This window comes from Desulfitobacterium dehalogenans ATCC 51507 (genome assembly GCF_000243155.2).
GTDB lineage: Bacteria > Bacillota > Desulfitobacteriia > Desulfitobacteriales > Desulfitobacteriaceae > Desulfitobacterium > Desulfitobacterium dehalogenans.
In genome coordinates, this window is record NC_018017.1 from 816,946 (window position 1) to 833,165 (window position 16,220).

Sequence of the window (16,220 nt, forward strand, 5' to 3'; positions counted from 1 at the left end):
AGCATTGGCTCAATGTGGGACTATAATAGACTCTATCAGACTTTAAAATAAGTTTTAAATTATCCGGAGTAAGCGGTATCAAGGAGATGCAGTAATGATGGGGATAAGCATGAGCAGAATTAATAAAGCCGGTTTAAAGGACTTAAATCTACGGAACTTTGCGGCGGGTATTGTATCGGCGTTGCTTGCAATAACAGGCCCGCCTGCCATTATCCTGGAGGCGGCCTCCAATGGTAACTTTACAACTTCACAAACGATACTTTGGATGTTTTCCTGTTATGTTTTTGGGGGGATTTATAGTATTCTCATCCCTTGGTATTACAAGATGCCCATCGTCGGAGCCCACTCCATTACCGGGGTGGCTTTTCTAGCTACCGTCACAGCCCATTTTTCCTATTCGGAGCTTATCGGAGCATATATAGTCTCCGCCCTTTTAATGTTAGCAGTGGGAGTGTTCGGAATCTTTTCCAAGCTCCTTGACTATGTACCTAAGCAAATTATAGCAGTCATGCTGGCCGGTATGATTATACGTTATATGGTGAACTTTATTAACTCTATCACGGAGCTTCCCATAATCGGTGGGGTAGCTCTTTTAACCTTTTTAATTTTCAGCAAATGGAAAACCAAGATTCCACCTATGGTTGCAGGTATTGTAACCGCAACGGTGCTCTTATTCCTGACTCAGCCTTTAGAAAGTTTAGCTCTGGGTTCCTCACCGGTTATGCCTGCTCTTCAGGTTCCTGTTTTTAATCCCTTAAGCTTTCTGTCGGTATCGATCCCCTTGGCCTTACTTATTCTCAGCAATGATGCTGCCGTTGGCTTAGGAGCCTTAGAGCAAAATGATTACCATCCGCCTATTAATAAGGTGATTTCCCTTAGCGGCCTTTTCTCTGTCCTTACCAGTTTTTTCGGCGGACAATCGGCCAATGTAGCCGGTATGATGTCGGCCATCTGTGCTGATCCTGAAGCGGGCCTTAAGGAAAAACGCTACATGGGTGCAGTAGTCTCGGGGGTTATTATCCTTCTCTTCGGCCTTTTTGCCTGGAAGCTGGTGCCCTTGATTCAGGTATTGCCTAAACCTTTCATTTCCCTGCTGGTGGGTTTTGCCCTCTTAGGTGTGTTTGGGAATAGCTTATCCACTGGATTTTCCAACCCTAAAATGAAATTAAGTGCTGCTTTGACCTTTGTCATTGCTTTGTCTAATATTACACTATTGAATATCAGTGCTCCGGTCTGGTCTTTGCTCGTTGGGACTTTAGTCGCACGATTTGTAGAGAATTGATCTGGATTTCAAGACAATTTAAAGAATTTGAGTCAATTTTTGGTTAAAATTTTTTAAAATCTATAAGAGAAGAAGGACTTTTAATAGTTATGTAGAAAATTTATGAAATAATAGCTCTTTATCGTGAAAATAGTCATAGTATTTTGTCAGAATTGAAGTAGGTGAGTTATCATAGGTATACCTTTAATTGTATTGCTGTTACAGGGGATTCCGGAACAAATCGGAGTTATTACACTAGCCTATGCTATTGCTAAGTTGCCTATGCGAGGTAAAGAGATTATTCCGATAGGAATATTCTTGGGGGTTATTGCCTTCTTGATCAGAGTTTACAATATTCCTTTTGGGACCCATACAATTGTTTTAATGTTAATTTTATTTTTATGGTTGACTTTTAAAGGTAAAGAGATAACGGTATCTTTAGTGACGACGCTCATCTGCTTTGTTGCTCTTGCAGTATTTGAATTGGTTTTTATTACCATTCTTACGGAGATATTTAATATCTCACAAGAAATGGTATTTTCCGATTCGGTAAAAAGAATTCTTTATACGGAACCTCAAGTGATTATGCTCTTTGTTACTGCGTTTATAATTAGGCAAAAAGGGAGATAACAAGATGAGCCTTAATGATATGAGTAATAATTTAACTGATATAATCACGAGGGATTTAGATTTTGATGAAGACAAGAAAGAAATTATTGCCTACGCTATAGAAACTTCTCTGCTTGCAATTTTGGGAACCCTCTTATTAATTTTGTTTGCATTGATAGTTGGGGCTTTAAAAGCAGCGCTGATTTCGGCCGTATCTGGTGTGCTACTTCGCAGATTTTCGGGAGGTGCTCATTTCGATTCGCCGACCAAATGCTTGGTTATCGGTGCTATCATATACAGTGCTTTAGGCGTTTTGGGGCAAAAGCTGGCGGAATTTAATCTTGTGAGTGATTATATGTTATGGATAAGCTTAGCTATTGCTTTAGGGATAGTTTGGATTTTGGCCCCAGTAGACAGTGAAAATAAACCTATTCATTCAAAAAAGTTAAAAAGGAATTTACGGGGATTATCTATCGGTGTTGTCTTAATTACTTTTGTGATCAGTATACTTTCATCCAATTCTTTATTAAGTATCAGCATGAGTTTGGGAGTTTTCTATCAATCCCTCACTTTGCTGCCAATATTCAATCGACGGGGAGGTGGATAATATGAGAAAAACTATCTTCACTGCTCTAGCCACATCATTAATGGTCCTAGCCAGCGCGACATCCGTATTTGCATGTACTTTCTGGGCATATCAACCCAAAGCACCAAAGTCATTGCAGAAATAAATCGTAGTTCCTTTTAAGAAGCTGGGGTACCCCAGCTTCTTAAGGTTGGAGGCGGGAAATGGATAAAATATCGTCTGAGCGATCAATTATTCAATCCACTTTATTTAATATCTCAATTAGTGTTTTTTTCCTAAGTATAATATTGATCTCTTTATTTGGACAAAGCTTTTGGGAGAAGGAATCCATAAAATTGAATTATGGATTATTTAACACTGCCCTTATGGTAAAGGAGAGAATTGAAGGCTATTTTGATGACCTTTATTTGGGTGTCGGAAATACTCAGGATTATTCGAGCAACTTTGGAGACCAAAGGCTTAATCGAGATATAAAAGCTCTGCTCGGAAATAGCGAGTCCCATTCTGTTGCTTACTATGATCTCAAAGCCCAGTGGTTGGTTTTAGAAAATGGAACTATGAATTTAAATATTGAGGAAATCCTTGACACTCTTGATGAGAGTCGAGGATTTCAGCAAATGTATTATGGCAATTATAGTTTGGTTAGTAGCCCTGTTACCCACGGCGGAGTTATATTGGGGTATGTCTGGGTTTATGCTGCGAATCCTGAAATTAACCTTATAACTTTCTCGAAATTTAATTTGTTTTTCATATCGATTTTTGCAATTCTTGGAACGATTATCCTACTAATTCGGAAACATATGAGAAATATCCAAACTCAATTAGAAGAGTTTACAGAATCAATTGTTCATCCTGAATCAATATCGAAGCATAACTTCCGGAAGCTACCTGAGTTAGAACCGGTTTTTGACAAAATTGCGGGGTATACCCAAGAGCTAAATTCTATTAATGATGAGCTTGGGGCTTCACAGCGGCGATTTAAACAAATCATGGAAGGGATTTCCGATGGTTTATTTTCTATAGATAAAGAGTGGAGGCTTCTTTTCTATAATGATGTAGCTAAAAAGTATTTTGATAAGTCCGATGAAGAATTAAAAATGAAAAATATCCTTGAGATTTTCCCGGACTTTTCTCATACAGTAACGTATCAATATATTTCTGAAGTCTTCATTAGTGCTGAGCCTGCCTATTTTGAAGGAGAGGGAATACTGACTCCTGAGAGAATCTTCCATACCAGTATTTATCCTTTTGAAGAGGGAATTACGGTCTTTTTCAGGGATATCACGGAGCAAAGGCAACAGCAGCATGAAATGGCGCGGCTGGAAAGGCTGAACCTCGTTGGTCAAATGGCCGCTGGAATCAGCCATGAGATAAGAAATCCCCTCACTACAGTCAAGGGCTTCTTGCAGTTACGGGGCAGTAAGGTTTCGGATTCCGATGAAAGGGAATACAACGAACTGATGATTTCGGAGATTGATCGCGCCAATACCATTATTTCTGAGTTTTTATCTTTGGCAAAAAATAATATGGATTCTACTAAAGAACAGGATATCAATCAGATTATCTATAGAATTTTTCCAATGATTCAGGCTGATGCCAATAACGGCAATAAAGAGCTCATATTAAACTTAAATCCATTGCCCAGCTTATGGCTGAATGAGAATGAAATCCGTCAACTGATCTTAAACTTTGTCCGCAATGCCTTAGAGGTTACTCCTCCGGGCGGATGTGTCATTATACGGACCTACGAGGAAAGAAATCTTATCGTTTTGGCTGTTCAGGATCAAGGGTGCGGTATTCCTGAAGAGATTCGAGATAAGATTGGGACTCCGTTTTTTACAACCAAAGAAAGCGGAACGGGTCTGGGAATTGCTATCTCCATGGGGATAGCTCATCGCCATAATGCTGAGCTGATTTTTGATACGGGGAATCAAGGGACAACGTTTAAAGTTATTTTTAAGAGAAGAAATATCCTAAGTAAAAAAGACGAAGTCATTTAATGGACAATATTAGGAATACTATTCATATCAAGTTGACAGGTAAATGGACATTTGGTTAAATAGAATAAATTCATCGCGAATAACATGCTTTTATGGAGGAATACAAAATGTTCACCACGCAACAGCCTCTACCGGAAGAGTATCTTAACCTTAGCGAAGAAGAGATGGATCGGCGGATACGAAAGGTGAAAGAGGAGCTGGGTTCCCGGTTGATTATACTGGGCCATCATTATCAACGGGATGAGGTTGTCCGCTATGCTGATTACCGGGGGGATTCTCTGAGACTCTCTCAATTGGCGGCTCAAGCTGACGCGGAGTACATCGTCTTCTGTGGTGTCCACTTTATGGCGGAGACTGCTGACATCCTGACTGTTCCGGAGCAGAAGGTGATCTTGCCCGATCTGGAGGCAGGGTGCCCTATGGCTGATATGGCAGATATCGAAGATGTTGAACGGTGCTGGGAACAGATCAGTGCCCAGTATAATGAAGAGTTCGTTCCTGTAACATACGTCAATTCCTCGGCAGAGGTGAAAGCCTTTTGCGGACGCCATGGAGGTCTGACTTGTACTTCCTCCAATGCTATGAAGATCCTCAAAACATTGTTCAGTCAGGGGAAACATATCCTTTTCCTGCCGGATGAGCATCTTGGACGCAATTCAGCGATGCATCTGGGCCTAGAGGATAAGGACATGTTCTTATGGCATCGGGAGGAATGGGAGATGGAGCTGCCGGAGGCTGCACCGAAGATTATCCTTTGGGATGGCTATTGCGGTGTCCATCAGAGATTCACGCCTGCCCATGTGGATTATGTCCGGTCGAAATATCCTGGAGTTACGGTGATAGTTCACCCGGAATGCAGCCATGCAGTGGTTGAAAAGGCGGATCTGGACGGTTCTACAGATTTTATTATCCGTCAAATTACAGGCGCTCCGGAGGGGAGCATTTGGGCTGTGGGAACAGAGATCAATCTTGTAAGCCGGCTGGCCAAGGAGAACCCGGATAAAAAGGTATTTAGTCTCAATGAGAACACTTGTCTCTGTGTCATGATGAGCCGCATCAGTCAACCTCATCTTCTCTGGGCTTTGGAGAATCTGCAGAAAGGTAATGTAGTGAATCAAATTACTGTGAAACCTGAGATTGCCAAGGATGCCATTGTAGCATTGGATCGAATGCTGGAGATGAGCAAATAGATGAGATTCCGCAATGGATCCAAGGAAGGATTTGCTTTCTTGGATCTTTCTATCTCTTTGACCTATTGTTATTATCAGAAAATTCTTGTAACATAAGAGAATAGAAAGAAAATAGGGCCTAGGGCCTGGGAGGGGTAATTCAATGGATGTAAAAACCGCAATGCTGGAAAGGCACAGTATCCGCAAATTCAAGCCAGATCCTGTACCTGAGGAGATGCTGAGAGAATTGCTGGAGGCTGCCCGTTTGGCACCTTCGGGAACCAATCAACAGCCTTGGCGTTTTATCGTGGTTAAAAATCAGGAGGTTAAAGAAAAAATCCAGGGAGCTGCTTTCAATAATAGATTTCTGAGTGAAGCTCCTGTGCTTTTGGTGTGCTGTGCCGATCTCTCAACCTATGCCACCAACACTCGCAAGAGGCTTCAGGAATTAGTGGATGCCGGAGTATTTAGAGAAGAGGATGTAAGCAACTATCCCAATGCGGATAAGCCTATGGATGCTGAGACCTTAAAGGGGTATAAGCCTCATGCCATGCTGAATGTGGCCATTGCCATTGAGCATATTGCCCTGCGCGCTGTGTCTTTGGGCTTAGGTACCTGTTGGGTACAATTAATGAAGGCCAGAGAGATCAGCAAGATCCTGGACTTGCCGGAAAACCTCATCATTACAGCTCTGATGCCTGTGGGCTTTCCGGACCAAAGTCCCGGCATGCGGCCTCGCTTAAAGCTTGAGGAGATTATCTATAAGGTTATCGAATAGAGTGCTCAGGGTGGAATGAGAGGTATAAATATTGTATACATCTAAAAAAACCGTTGTCATGATCCCTTGTTCTGTGTTATTTTTAATTCAGTAATTTTATAAAAGAAGAGCAAAGGCGCTCATAAGGAATGTACCTGGTACATTTCTTAGGGCGCTTTTTTTATTTGCTGTAGTTGAAAGGGGAAAAAGGGATGAAGATCTTCGGAATGAATGTGTTTAATGACAGTGTGATGCGTGAAAGGCTTCCCAAAAACATGTATAAATCTTTAAAGAATACCATCGAAAATGGACTCCCTCTGGAACCCAGTGTGGCTGAAGTGGTGGCCAGTGCCATGAAGGATTGGGCTATTGAAAAGGGAGCCACCCATTATACTCATTGGTTCCAACCCTTAACAGGGTTAACTGCTGAGAAACATGACTCTTTTATAGCCCCAACCAGCGATGGTCGGGTGATTATGGAGTTTTCCGGCAAAGAACTCATTAAAGGTGAGCCGGATGCCTCTTCTTTTCCCAATGGGGGGATTCGTTCCACCTTTGAAGCCCGTGGTTATACAGCCTGGGATTGCACGTCACCGGCCTTTTTAAGGGAAGAAGGAGTCAATATCGTGCTGTGTATCCCTACCGCTTTCTGCGCTTATACCGGCGAAGCCTTAGATAATAAAACTCCCTTGCTCCGTTCTATGGAGGCATTATCCAAGCAAGCGGTGCGGATTCTCAGACTTTTTGGGGATGAGGAAACCACTCGTGTCTCCAGCACTGTAGGTCCGGAACAAGAGTACTTCCTTATCGACAATGCCTACTACGAAAAGAGAATGGACCTTGTCCTTACAGGCCGTACCCTCTTTGGAGCGAGGCCTCCCAAGGGTCAGGAAATGGAAGACCAGTATTTTGGCAGCATCAATGAGCGGGTATCGGCTTTTATGCATGAAGTGAATGTGGAAGCCTGGAAGCTGGGCATCGCTGCCAAGACTCAGCATAAAGAAGTGGCCCCCGGTCAGTATGAAATCGCGCCTATTTTCAGCGTGACCAATGTGGCTACGGATCATAATCAATTGATCATGGATATCCTGAAAAAAGTGGCCAACCGCCATGGTTTGGTCTGTCTCCTCCATGAAAAACCCTTCGCCGGTGTCAATGGCTCCGGCAAGCATAACAATTGGGCTTTAGGAACCAATACCGGAAAGAATCTCCTGGATCCCGGTCGCACACCCCATGAGAATGCTCAATTCCTTACCTTTCTTTGTGCGGTGTTGAAAGCTGTGGATGAGCACGCGGATTTGCTCCGGGCTTCCGCCGCTAACTCAGGCAACGATCATCGCCTGGGTGCTAATGAAGCCCCCCCCGCCATTATCTCTGTCTTCTTAGGAGATCAATTGAGCGATATTTTAGCTCAATTGCAAAATGGCGGCTTGACCCGCTCAAAATCTGAAAGCCGCATGAATATTGGGGTCTCCACTTTACCTGTTTTGAGGAAGGATTCCACCGACCGGAACCGGACTTCCCCCTTTGCCTTTACCGGCAATAAATTTGAATTCAGGATGGTTCCTTCCTCGCTTTCGATCGCCGGACCTAACATTGTTCTGAATTCTATTGTGGCGGAGGCCCTTTGTCACATGGCGGACCGGCTGGAGCAGGCGGAAGATTTTAACGCCGATTTGAAGAAGCTGCTTAAGGAGATTGCGGTGAAGCATTCCCGTATCGTCTTCGACGGCAATAACTATTCGGATGAATGGGTGGAAGAAGCAGAGCGCCGGAGATTACCCAATATCTGTTCCACTGTGGATGCAATCCCTGCCTGGATCACGGAAAAAGCAGTGACACTCTTTGTCAAACACGGTGTTCTCAGTAGAACAGAGCTCCATTCCCGTTATGAGATTCTCCTTGAGCAATACAATAAAATTATTAATATTGAAGCGCAAACCATGCTCACTATGGTCAAACGGCAGATTATGCCCGCCGGTTTGAAAATGATTCAAAGCCTGGCCGCCGGTATTTCGGCAGTGAAAGCGGTTTCCAGCGCTCCTGTCTCTGTTCAGGAAGGACTTTTGAACCGAGTCTCTTCAATAGTGGTGGCCGTGGATGAAAGCCTTCGGGCTCTGGAAGGGAAGGCCAAGGAAGCGCTGGCTATGGATGATGTCTTTGCGCAAGGCGTGTTTTATCGGGATGAAGTATTCACCGCTATGAATGCTCTCCGGGTGGCTGTGGATCAGCTGGAGGAACTGGTGGATAAGGAATACTGGCCTCTGCCCAGTTATGCGGACATGCTGTTTAAGCTGTAATGGGTTGGTTCAGGTATAAATACTTCTGATTTTATCATGGAAGAAGCATGGAAAAGGCCACTAATACATCTTTGTGGAGTGTATTGGTGGCCTTCTTTCAATGGCTAAATAGGCAAAGTCGCTTTTAAGAAATGAATGGTGGTTCAAATTACGCACTGGTGCACAATTTGAACTCTCTTCCCCGTGGAGTCTTGTCTCATCCCTGGTTTTGGGCAGTGTTGCTATCCCAATCGTAGATAAGGCCGCAGATAAGTGATGTTAATGGGGATACCAGGACCAGTCCGATACAGCCGACAAAGGTGTGCAATATTTCTGCTGCAATAGGCTTTGAATTGAGGATATTCATAAATGGTGTGCCTTGTGCCATAATGACCATCATCACGGTGATGTAGCTCCCCATATAGGCCAGCAGCAGAGTAGTAGTTTGGCCGCCGACTACGGATTTTCCGATGTTAAGTCCTGATTTCATAAGGGCCGTCTTGGTTACATGGGGATTACCGCGCCGTGGATATTAAATAGACTGCCAAAGAGAATGGCCAGAAGGTAGGTTGCGATGGAACAAGTAACAGCACTGATAATAGAGGCATAGGCTTTTCTAGTGAATCCTGCCACCGAGAGCAGGGTAACAACGGTAAGTACATTTCCCACAATGAGGGCAACTATGAGTGGATTAAAGCCGTAAAGCATTGCCGGTATCAAAATCTTCCAGATACCCCAGTTTAAAAATTCCGGAGCTATGGATTCCTATATTATTGACAGAAATGACTTTAGCCCGTACGCCCTCGGTAAAGTGGTATTCTTGCTTCTGAAATCCCGTAGGCAATAGTGTGAGAATCCCTATCGCTATTAAAACGGTAATTATAAACACAACTTCTTTTCTGTTAATATTCCGAAGCATCTTCTTCAAGTAGCGCTCAAAGGCGATACCATAACCAGGCAGAGCAATGATGCCAGTAATCTCTTAGGCATTTTAAGGTTCTTAAACATTAACATACCTCCAAAATTATTTTATTTCTCGCCTATAAGTATAAGACGTATATGTTAAAACCAAATCATGGAAAGGTTAAAGATGATTAAATTATTTTAAGGTACATCTTGAAGCGAAAGAGCAGATTTGATATTCTATATATGAACAGATATTCATATATAGAAATGAACAAATAAGAGGAACCGTGAATATGTAGAAACATAAGTGAGGTTTGGAGGGAAAGGGAATGCCTGATAGAAATCGTAATCAATCAGAAGAACGGGTGAAATTTTGTATCGAAGGCGAATTCTGTGCCAATTGTTCGGCCAAAATGGAAAGGGCATTAAGCGTAACGGAAGGAATAGGGGAGACGACCATCAATTATGCCATGAAAACGGTTTTCTTACCCCCTGGGATGGTCGGCCAGGCCCAAGCTATCATTGAGAAAATCGAACCCGGAGTTAAACTTGTGGCAGCGAAGGAGAAAAAGTCGGTAAACTCTCCGGCAAAAGTTCAATATCGAATTGAAGGGGAGTTTTGCCCTAACTGCTCGGCTAAGATGGAGCAGGCGCTCAGTGCAACGGAGGGTATAGGTGAAACAACGATCAACTATGCCATGAAGACTGTTTTTCTGCCTCCTGCGATGATGAGCAAAGCGCAGGAAATCATGGAGAGAATAGAACCAGGGGTAAAGCTTGTGCCCATGGAGAAAAAAGCGGTAAAGAACAATGTTCATAGCGAGGAAGAGGAAGCAAAGGAAACAAGGCAAAAGCTATTGAAAATTCTAGTAGCCGGTATTTTCCTGGCCATCGGGCTGATTTTTGGCTCACGTTGGCATAATACCTCCCTGGAGGTTCTTGAATATCTTGTTTTTCTACTGGCTTATGGCTTGGTCGGGTATGAAGTTCTGGGAAAGGCCTTCCGGAATATTCTTCGTGGCTCAGTTTTCGATGAAAACTTTTTAATGAGTATAGCGACACTGGGGGCCATTGCTATTCATGAGCTTCCGGAAGCGGTAGGGGTTATGCTCTTCTACGCTGTGGGAGAATACTTTGAAGATCGGGCAGTCAACCGCTCCAGGCGTTCAATTCAAGCGGTGCTCAACATTCGCCCGGATTATGCGAATCTGGTGAATGGATTGGATGTTAACAAAGTTGATCCGGAAGATGTTCATATTGGACAACAGATTTTGATTCGCCCCGGAGAAAAGGTTCCCTTGGATGGTGAAATTGTTCATGGGTCTTCCTATGTGGATACATCGGCTTTGACGGGCGAATCCGTACCACGGTCAGTTAAAGTCGGGGATGGGGTTCTGGCGGGAATGATCAACACGTCGGGAGTGATTACCGTTCGTGTGACCCGGGAGTTTGCCGATTCTTCAGTTCAGAAGATCCTTGACCTGGTGGAGAATGCAAGTGCTCGGAAGGCTAAAACGGAAAAATTCATTACGACATTTGCCCGGTACTATACACCGGCCGTAGTGGTTATAGCTTTAGGGATTGCCTTGATACCCCCTCTCTTTATGGGAGGCGATTTTCGGGAATGGCTCTATCGGGCCATGACGATTCTCGTAATCTCCTGCCCCTGTGCCTTGGTGATTTCTGTACCTCTCGGTTATTTTGGCGGAATCGGCGGGGCTTCTCGTCATGGGATTCTGGTTAAAGGAGCGAATTATCTGGAAGCTCTGACCTCAGTAAAAACAGTGATATTCGATAAGACGGGAACTCTAACTCAAGGGGTATTTGAAGTAAACAAAATAGAAACAAGCAAGCATTATACTGAGGAACAACTGCTCGAAATTGCTGCCACTGCTGAAGTTCATTCCAGCCATCCCATTGCCAAATCCATTCGGGATAAATGGGGTAAAGCAATTGACTCCGCTTCGATCACTCATTACGAAGAAATCAGCGGCAAGGGAATTCGCTCAGAATTCAAAGGTAAAGTAGTATTAGCGGGTAAAAAAGATCTCCTGCTTCAGAACTCCATAGAAGTTCCCGAACTGAAAACGAAGGGCGTCGGCACTCAAGTCTATATTGCGGTGGATGGCGAATACGCAGGGCTTCTTATTATTTCCGACCGCTCAAAAGAAGGAGCCAAAGAAACAGTGGCTCAGTTAAATCAGGCGGGGATTGCCACAGTTATGCTCACTGGGGATCAGCACAACGTTGCCGAGGCTGTGGCTGAACAGTTAGGAATCCAGGAATATCATGGCGATTTGCTTCCTGAAGATAAAGTCACTTGGCTTGAGAATTACCAACAGAAGCTTAAGGGGAAAGGGAAGGTTGTATTTGTTGGGGACGGGATTAATGATGCACCGGTCTTAATCCGGGCTGATATTGGAGTAGCCATGGGCGGTTTGGGTTCCGACGCAGCTATCGAAGCGGCAGATGTCGTTCTGATGGAAGACCGTCCTGATAAATTGGTAAGTGCCATGGATATCGCACGGTTTACGAAAAAGGTGATCTGGCAGAACATTGGGTTCGCATTGATCATCAAACTTGGATTCATTGTGCTGGGCATGTTGGGCGTGGCAAGCATGTGGGAAGCTGTTTTCGCCGATGTTGGAGTGGCTTTGCTGGCGATTTTGAATGCAACCCGTGTCAGACGTTATACCCGCCTTGAGAAAGCCGCTGCTCTTCCGAGTCTTTGATCTCCCCTCCCTTGTCAGGCTGCAGATTTACTGATATAGTACTAATCAGCAGGGATTAGCATAATGGGGTGAAGCTGACAATGACTTCTAATAAGCGCCATGAAAACAATGAAAACATTTCATGTGAGGTGGTTTGTACCCACCCGGATGTGATTCGTGCTTATGCTCATCAGCTTCTGAGCCTGGATCGGGCGACTAAACTGGCGGATTTATTCAAGACTCTGGGAGATCCCACCCGGGTACGGATTATGGATGCGCTTGCGAAGGCCGAGGTTTGTGTCTGTGATCTCGCTGAACTCCTGGGTTTAAGCCAGTCTGCAACATCCCATCAGCTCAGAGTTTTGCGGAGCAGCAATCTTGTCAAGTACCGGCGGGAGGGGAAAATGGTCTATTATTCCCTTCATGATAATCATGTTCAGGAACTTTACCGCCAGGGCTTAGAGCATATTGATGAATGAATTGTCCCGGATAGGACGAAGGATATGGATGAACGCAAGGGCAAATAGCCAAAGGCGTACTCTCATTCACTATAATAGTGGAGAGAGTACGCCTTTCTTTGCAAGAGCATTTGCAGCTTCTGTCCTCATTGCATGAGATGTATGATGAGGGCGGCGGCTCTCCAGCTTTGCTGACGGATAGTCTGGAAAAGATTGTTGCTCTAATCATTCCGTCCCACCCATGTCCGAGAAGGAGAAGCGCAAGCTGCTGGACGACATTACGGATTATTGTGAAAAGAGAGGCTATGTCTATCGATAAGATGTGGGGTGTTATGCGGGATAAGGCTTTTCCGGAAAGGATAGAATTATAGCTGTGGGGAAAGATGATAATGAAAGAGTTGACAGGAACCGTAGTATAATTTAAAGTTTTATTAAAATGCGAGCCTTGATGACAAAGAACATTGGAAAGGATAAGTGAGAGATGAACCAAGGTCAGGAACTGTTCTACAACTTTTTTATGGAAAGAGTAAAAGAGGATAAGCAAGATGAGGCTAAAGCGCTGCTTGAAAAGGGTTTTGCCAAGCAGGCTGAAGGTACCTTTGACCAGAGTTATTTGCAGGAAGTCATGCCAAAGTATTTTGAGCTGCTTAAGCCGGAAGCCGTTGAGGAATTTAAGAAAGCTATGGCGCATTTTTCCTCGACACTATAGTATCCGAGGCCCAGGACATAAAAACACGACGCTTATCACCAGGAATTGGAGATGAGGGTCGTGTTTTTTGCTATATTTATGGGTCGGTATATTTGATTTCGATCTTATGATTAACCATCCTGATGACTTCTTCTTTACAGAGTTCGGAAATCAGTCTTGTCACCGTAATTCTGGTTGCACCGATGATTTTACCGATATCTTCCTGAGTGTATTGAATTTTAAGCTGATACCAATTCTGATCTACAGGGTTTTCCTTATCGATGGAAGCCAATAAAAGTTCTAATAACCGCTCCCTATTGTTGTAAAACAATAAGCTCTCAATTTGATTTAATAATTCATTACCAAAGTGGGCTAGTCCTTTGATGATGGATAAATTAAATTCCGGGAAGGTATTTAAAATATCTAAAAAACAATCCTTTTCTATTTTATAAATTGTCGTGGGTGTCTCTGTAATCACGAATACCCCACAGGAGGGATCGAGTAAAAGGATCGGGATCAGCCCGAAGAAAGAGTCTTCCGTTAAAATTCCCCAAATGTGTTCATCCCCTTGGGGGCTGATGGATACATATCTTACTCGGCCCTGTTCAATATAATAGACAGAGTGGACAGGCATTTCGGGTGTCAAAATAATATGATGTTTAGGATAGAGTACTTTTTCCCCATGTTGGTGGGCTAAAGAAGCGAGCTGGGGACATTCATAACATAAAAACGGGGAATATTTAAATGAGTTTAATAAAGTGGACATAGGGATCCTCCTTAACTATAAAATTACAAGCTAAATAATTGGCTTGGCTTTGCCCGTACCCAGAACTTAGTGCAGATTTTATTACGAGGTTAACCACTTAAGTGACGGAATCCCAATCAACGCGATATAAAACCAGGTATGTAATCTATGTTACATTGTAGCGTGTGAACTATTCAGAATAGTAGGGACACTGATACCATTATAAAGTGAAAAGTATAACTAATCAAATGTTCAAGGGTAAACAAGGAGGTGATATTGATGTATACCCTATGGATTTTTCTATTAGGTGTTATTGCGACAATCGGCATACAATGGCTCAAACCCCAGATTCACAAATGGTATATGTGGCTGGCATTCGCAGTATGGTTTTTCTGGACACTATTGGGGATTTCTTTTGTCCGAGTGAACTTATCAGGTAATCATGTTCAAGCTGCTACCGTTGGAGCATTTCTCTTTTTCATAATTTCAATCGCCGCGGGGATTTATCTGGCCAGGATATCGGGGTTAAAACCAGCTTCGAAAATTACTGCAAAAATCAATAATTAAGGGTAAGAAGGTGTGGAGATGGATTCGAATCAGGAACCTAAACCAGCTTTAAAAACAAGCCGGCGCACTTTTTTGAAAGCCGGAGCCGCTTTAGTCGCCGCTGCAGGGACATCAGCGGTATTTAGCCCCAACATAGTTCTGGGAGCAGATTCAACAAATAGCAAAATTTTAAGCAAGGCCCATGTAACCGGGGCCTCCATTAAAAAAATAGGGTATCAGGATGGCTGGTTGGGTACATCTAAACTTGTTGCTCCAGTGCAAAGAACCATGGAAAAGGATCATGGGTTTAACAGAGCGATCAGAGGTCTGCTTGGCGAGGATGCGGAGAGTCAGGTCATGAACTTTATCGGCAAGCACCCCTTAGGCAGTGCTTTTGAGTTTATGTCCATGTATTTAGGGGTACCGGAGGCGGTGGACGGTGAACCCAGCCCGGAAAAATTAGCGTTGCCTGATATTGAAAAGTTAACTCAGCATATCAAGGATGTTTGCTACTATGCCGGAGCCGATGAAGTCGGGGTAGGTAAACTTTTCCCCTGGATGATGTATTCCGAGCAGGCTCCTGTGCCCACGGGGACAGATTGGGAACAGTATAAAATTGAGCTGGCTACAAAGCCGGGTACTCCTGTCCATTCGGAAAAGTACCAATATTGCATTGGGGTACTGGTAGACCAAGGGCTGGAAACCCTTTTAGGAACTACAGGTTATGATGGAATCAGTGGTTCTATGAGTATGATGGCTTATTCCAGATCAGCCTTTGTGGCGGATATTTTAGCACGCTACATCCGGAATCTGGGTTACAATGCCCGGTCAAACCATAATGGGAACTACGCCATGCCCCTTCCTCCAGCATTGATTTCCTGCGGATTGGGGGAAATGAGCAGAACGGGAGATTGCATTATACACCCGCGGTTAGGGTTCCGGCATAAGGCTGCTGTTGTGGTGACAGATTTGCCTCTGGTCCCGGATGGACCTATTGATTTTGGCTTAAGGGAGTTTTGTTCCAATTGCAGAAAATGTGCTGAAAACTGCCCGGGTGAGGCCATCGGAAGTGATAAAGATCAAATTGCCTTTAAGGATCAATATATGAGATGGGCGGCTGATTCGGATAAATGCACTATTTTCCGGACGACAAACCGGGAAGGTTCCTCCTGCGGCCGCTGCCTGAAGGTATGTCCCTGGAATAATAAAGAGGAGTCATGGGTGCACAGTGCGGGAGTGTATGCTGCTTCGAAAGCCGGGTTTGCAGGCAGTTTACTCCGGGACATTGATGATATGTTTGGTTATGGTACGGAGATAGTGGAGAAGAATCGTTGGTGGTTGGAATGGCCCGAATATTATACGGATTGGACAAAAGCGCCTTGGTTAAGGGGATAGAAAGTTAAATAAGTCAATTTTGAAAAGGGATTGCCTTGCTGTGGCAGTCCCTTCTTGCTGCTTCCCAAACTGAAATCAGTGAGCATCCCAACACAACGTTCATCATCATA

16 protein-coding genes and 1 pseudogene are annotated in these 16,220 nt (G+C 43.9%); 14 read left to right on the forward strand and 3 right to left on the reverse strand.

The window, feature by feature from the left end; genetic code table 11:
• Positions 1-94: 94 nt before the first annotated feature.
• The 8 genes from DESDE_RS03855 to DESDE_RS03885 all read left to right on the forward strand — a co-directional run bounded on the left by DESDE_RS03855 (position 95) and on the right by DESDE_RS03885 (position 8,682).
• Entirely contained in the window at positions 95-1,282 is a 1,188-nt protein-coding gene (locus DESDE_RS03855) for a benzoate/H(+) symporter BenE family transporter (RefSeq protein ID WP_014792731.1), read from the forward strand.
• A 261-nt stretch (positions 1,283-1,543) separates the two neighbouring features.
• On the forward strand, positions 1,544-1,891 hold the full coding sequence (locus DESDE_RS03860; protein WP_242831323.1) for a hypothetical protein: 348 nt from the start codon (positions 1,544-1,546) through the stop codon (positions 1,889-1,891).
• 4 nt (positions 1,892-1,895) lie between these two features.
• Entirely contained in the window at positions 1,896-2,477 is a 582-nt protein-coding gene (locus tag DESDE_RS03865) for an accessory gene regulator ArgB-like protein (protein WP_014792733.1), read from the forward strand.
• Position 2,478: 1 nt separating this feature from the next.
• On the forward strand, positions 2,479-2,601 hold the full coding sequence (locus DESDE_RS20950; protein WP_083838528.1) for a cyclic lactone autoinducer peptide: 123 nt from the start codon (positions 2,479-2,481) through the stop codon (positions 2,599-2,601).
• A gap of 58 nt (positions 2,602-2,659) precedes the next feature.
• Complete coding sequence (locus tag DESDE_RS03870; RefSeq protein ID WP_014792734.1) at positions 2,660-4,456, forward strand: two-component system sensor histidine kinase NtrB; 1,797 nt, start codon at positions 2,660-2,662, stop codon at positions 4,454-4,456.
• Positions 4,457-4,563: 107 nt separating this feature from the next.
• The gene (gene nadA / locus DESDE_RS03875) at positions 4,564-5,646 is read left to right on the forward strand and encodes a quinolinate synthase NadA (RefSeq protein WP_014792735.1); all 1,083 of its coding nucleotides are present in this window, start codon (positions 4,564-4,566) and stop codon (positions 5,644-5,646) included.
• 142 nt (positions 5,647-5,788) lie between these two features.
• Positions 5,789-6,403: a nitroreductase family protein gene (locus tag DESDE_RS03880; protein ID WP_014792736.1), complete on the forward strand. Its 615-nt coding sequence runs from the start codon at positions 5,789-5,791 to the stop codon at positions 6,401-6,403.
• Positions 6,404-6,594: 191 nt separating this feature from the next.
• Positions 6,595-8,682 (forward strand): glutamine synthetase III family protein, encoded by a 2,088-nt coding sequence (locus DESDE_RS03885; protein ID WP_014792737.1) that lies wholly within the window; start codon positions 6,595-6,597, stop codon positions 8,680-8,682.
• A 196-nt stretch (positions 8,683-8,878) separates the two neighbouring features.
• Here the strand turns inward: DESDE_RS03885 and DESDE_RS22675 are convergent.
• Both DESDE_RS22675 and DESDE_RS22370 read right to left on the reverse strand, forming a co-directional pair.
• Positions 8,879-9,369, reverse strand: a pseudogene (locus tag DESDE_RS22675) (YibE/F family protein).
• Positions 9,353-9,550: a hypothetical protein gene (locus DESDE_RS22370; RefSeq protein ID WP_242831326.1), complete on the reverse strand. Its 198-nt coding sequence runs from the start codon at positions 9,548-9,550 to the stop codon at positions 9,353-9,355. Before DESDE_RS22370 ends, DESDE_RS22675 begins: the two are co-directional and overlap by 17 nt.
• A 346-nt stretch (positions 9,551-9,896) precedes the next feature.
• Here DESDE_RS22370 and DESDE_RS03895 point away from each other — a divergent pair, with 346 nt between their 5' ends.
• The 4 genes from DESDE_RS03895 (at position 9,897) to DESDE_RS03910 (ending at position 13,445) form a co-directional block, all read left to right on the forward strand.
• Complete coding sequence (locus tag DESDE_RS03895; protein ID WP_014792738.1) at positions 9,897-12,299, forward strand: heavy metal translocating P-type ATPase; 2,403 nt, start codon at positions 9,897-9,899, stop codon at positions 12,297-12,299.
• Positions 12,300-12,379: 80 nt separating this feature from the next.
• Positions 12,380-12,757 carry an ArsR/SmtB family transcription factor gene (locus DESDE_RS03900; RefSeq protein ID WP_014792739.1) on the forward strand — a complete coding sequence of 126 codons (378 nt, stop codon included), beginning with the start codon at positions 12,380-12,382 and terminating at the stop codon, positions 12,755-12,757.
• A gap of 77 nt (positions 12,758-12,834) precedes the next feature.
• Positions 12,835-13,107, forward strand: coding sequence for a hypothetical protein (locus tag DESDE_RS03905; RefSeq protein ID WP_148269900.1), 273 nt, complete (start codon positions 12,835-12,837; stop codon positions 13,105-13,107).
• Positions 13,108-13,217: 110 nt separating this feature from the next.
• On the forward strand, positions 13,218-13,445 hold the full coding sequence (locus DESDE_RS03910; RefSeq protein WP_014792740.1) for a hypothetical protein: 228 nt from the start codon (positions 13,218-13,220) through the stop codon (positions 13,443-13,445).
• Positions 13,446-13,521: 76 nt separating this feature from the next.
• On the opposite strand, the gene DESDE_RS03915 is transcribed toward DESDE_RS03910, so the two are convergent.
• The gene (locus DESDE_RS03915; protein WP_014792741.1) at positions 13,522-14,190 is read right to left on the reverse strand and encodes a Crp/Fnr family transcriptional regulator; all 669 of its coding nucleotides are present in this window, start codon (positions 14,188-14,190) and stop codon (positions 13,522-13,524) included.
• A gap of 258 nt (positions 14,191-14,448) precedes the next feature.
• Here DESDE_RS03915 and DESDE_RS03920 point away from each other — a divergent pair, with 258 nt between their 5' ends.
• Positions 14,449-14,736, forward strand: coding sequence for a hypothetical protein (locus DESDE_RS03920; protein ID WP_014792742.1), 288 nt, complete (start codon positions 14,449-14,451; stop codon positions 14,734-14,736).
• 18 nt (positions 14,737-14,754) lie between these two features.
• The gene (locus tag DESDE_RS03925) at positions 14,755-16,110 is read left to right on the forward strand and encodes a reductive dehalogenase (RefSeq protein WP_014792743.1); all 1,356 of its coding nucleotides are present in this window, start codon (positions 14,755-14,757) and stop codon (positions 16,108-16,110) included.
• Positions 16,111-16,220 lie beyond the last annotated feature (110 nt).

Coding starts and splice junctions, on each gene's coding strand:
- DESDE_RS03855 (WP_014792731.1), top strand. CDS start 95: ATGATGGGGATAAGCATGAGCAGAATTAATAAAGCCGGTTTAAAGGAC.
- DESDE_RS03860 (WP_242831323.1), top strand. CDS start 1,544: ATGCGAGGTAAAGAGATTATTCCGATAGGAATATTCTTGGGGGTTATT.
- DESDE_RS03865 (WP_014792733.1), top strand. CDS start 1,896: ATGAGCCTTAATGATATGAGTAATAATTTAACTGATATAATCACGAGG.
- DESDE_RS20950 (WP_083838528.1), top strand. CDS start 2,479: ATGAGAAAAACTATCTTCACTGCTCTAGCCACATCATTAATGGTCCTA.
- DESDE_RS03870 (WP_014792734.1), top strand. CDS start 2,660: ATGGATAAAATATCGTCTGAGCGATCAATTATTCAATCCACTTTATTT.
- nadA (WP_014792735.1), top strand. CDS start 4,564: ATGTTCACCACGCAACAGCCTCTACCGGAAGAGTATCTTAACCTTAGC.
- DESDE_RS03880 (WP_014792736.1), top strand. CDS start 5,789: ATGGATGTAAAAACCGCAATGCTGGAAAGGCACAGTATCCGCAAATTC.
- DESDE_RS03885 (WP_014792737.1), top strand. CDS start 6,595: ATGAAGATCTTCGGAATGAATGTGTTTAATGACAGTGTGATGCGTGAA.
- DESDE_RS03895 (WP_014792738.1), top strand. CDS start 9,897: ATGCCTGATAGAAATCGTAATCAATCAGAAGAACGGGTGAAATTTTGT.
- DESDE_RS03900 (WP_014792739.1), top strand. CDS start 12,380: ATGACTTCTAATAAGCGCCATGAAAACAATGAAAACATTTCATGTGAG.
- DESDE_RS03910 (WP_014792740.1), top strand. CDS start 13,218: ATGAACCAAGGTCAGGAACTGTTCTACAACTTTTTTATGGAAAGAGTA.
- DESDE_RS03915 (WP_014792741.1), bottom strand. CDS start 14,190: ATGTCCACTTTATTAAACTCATTTAAATATTCCCCGTTTTTATGTTAT.
- DESDE_RS03920 (WP_014792742.1), top strand. CDS start 14,449: ATGTATACCCTATGGATTTTTCTATTAGGTGTTATTGCGACAATCGGC.
- DESDE_RS03925 (WP_014792743.1), top strand. CDS start 14,755: ATGGATTCGAATCAGGAACCTAAACCAGCTTTAAAAACAAGCCGGCGC.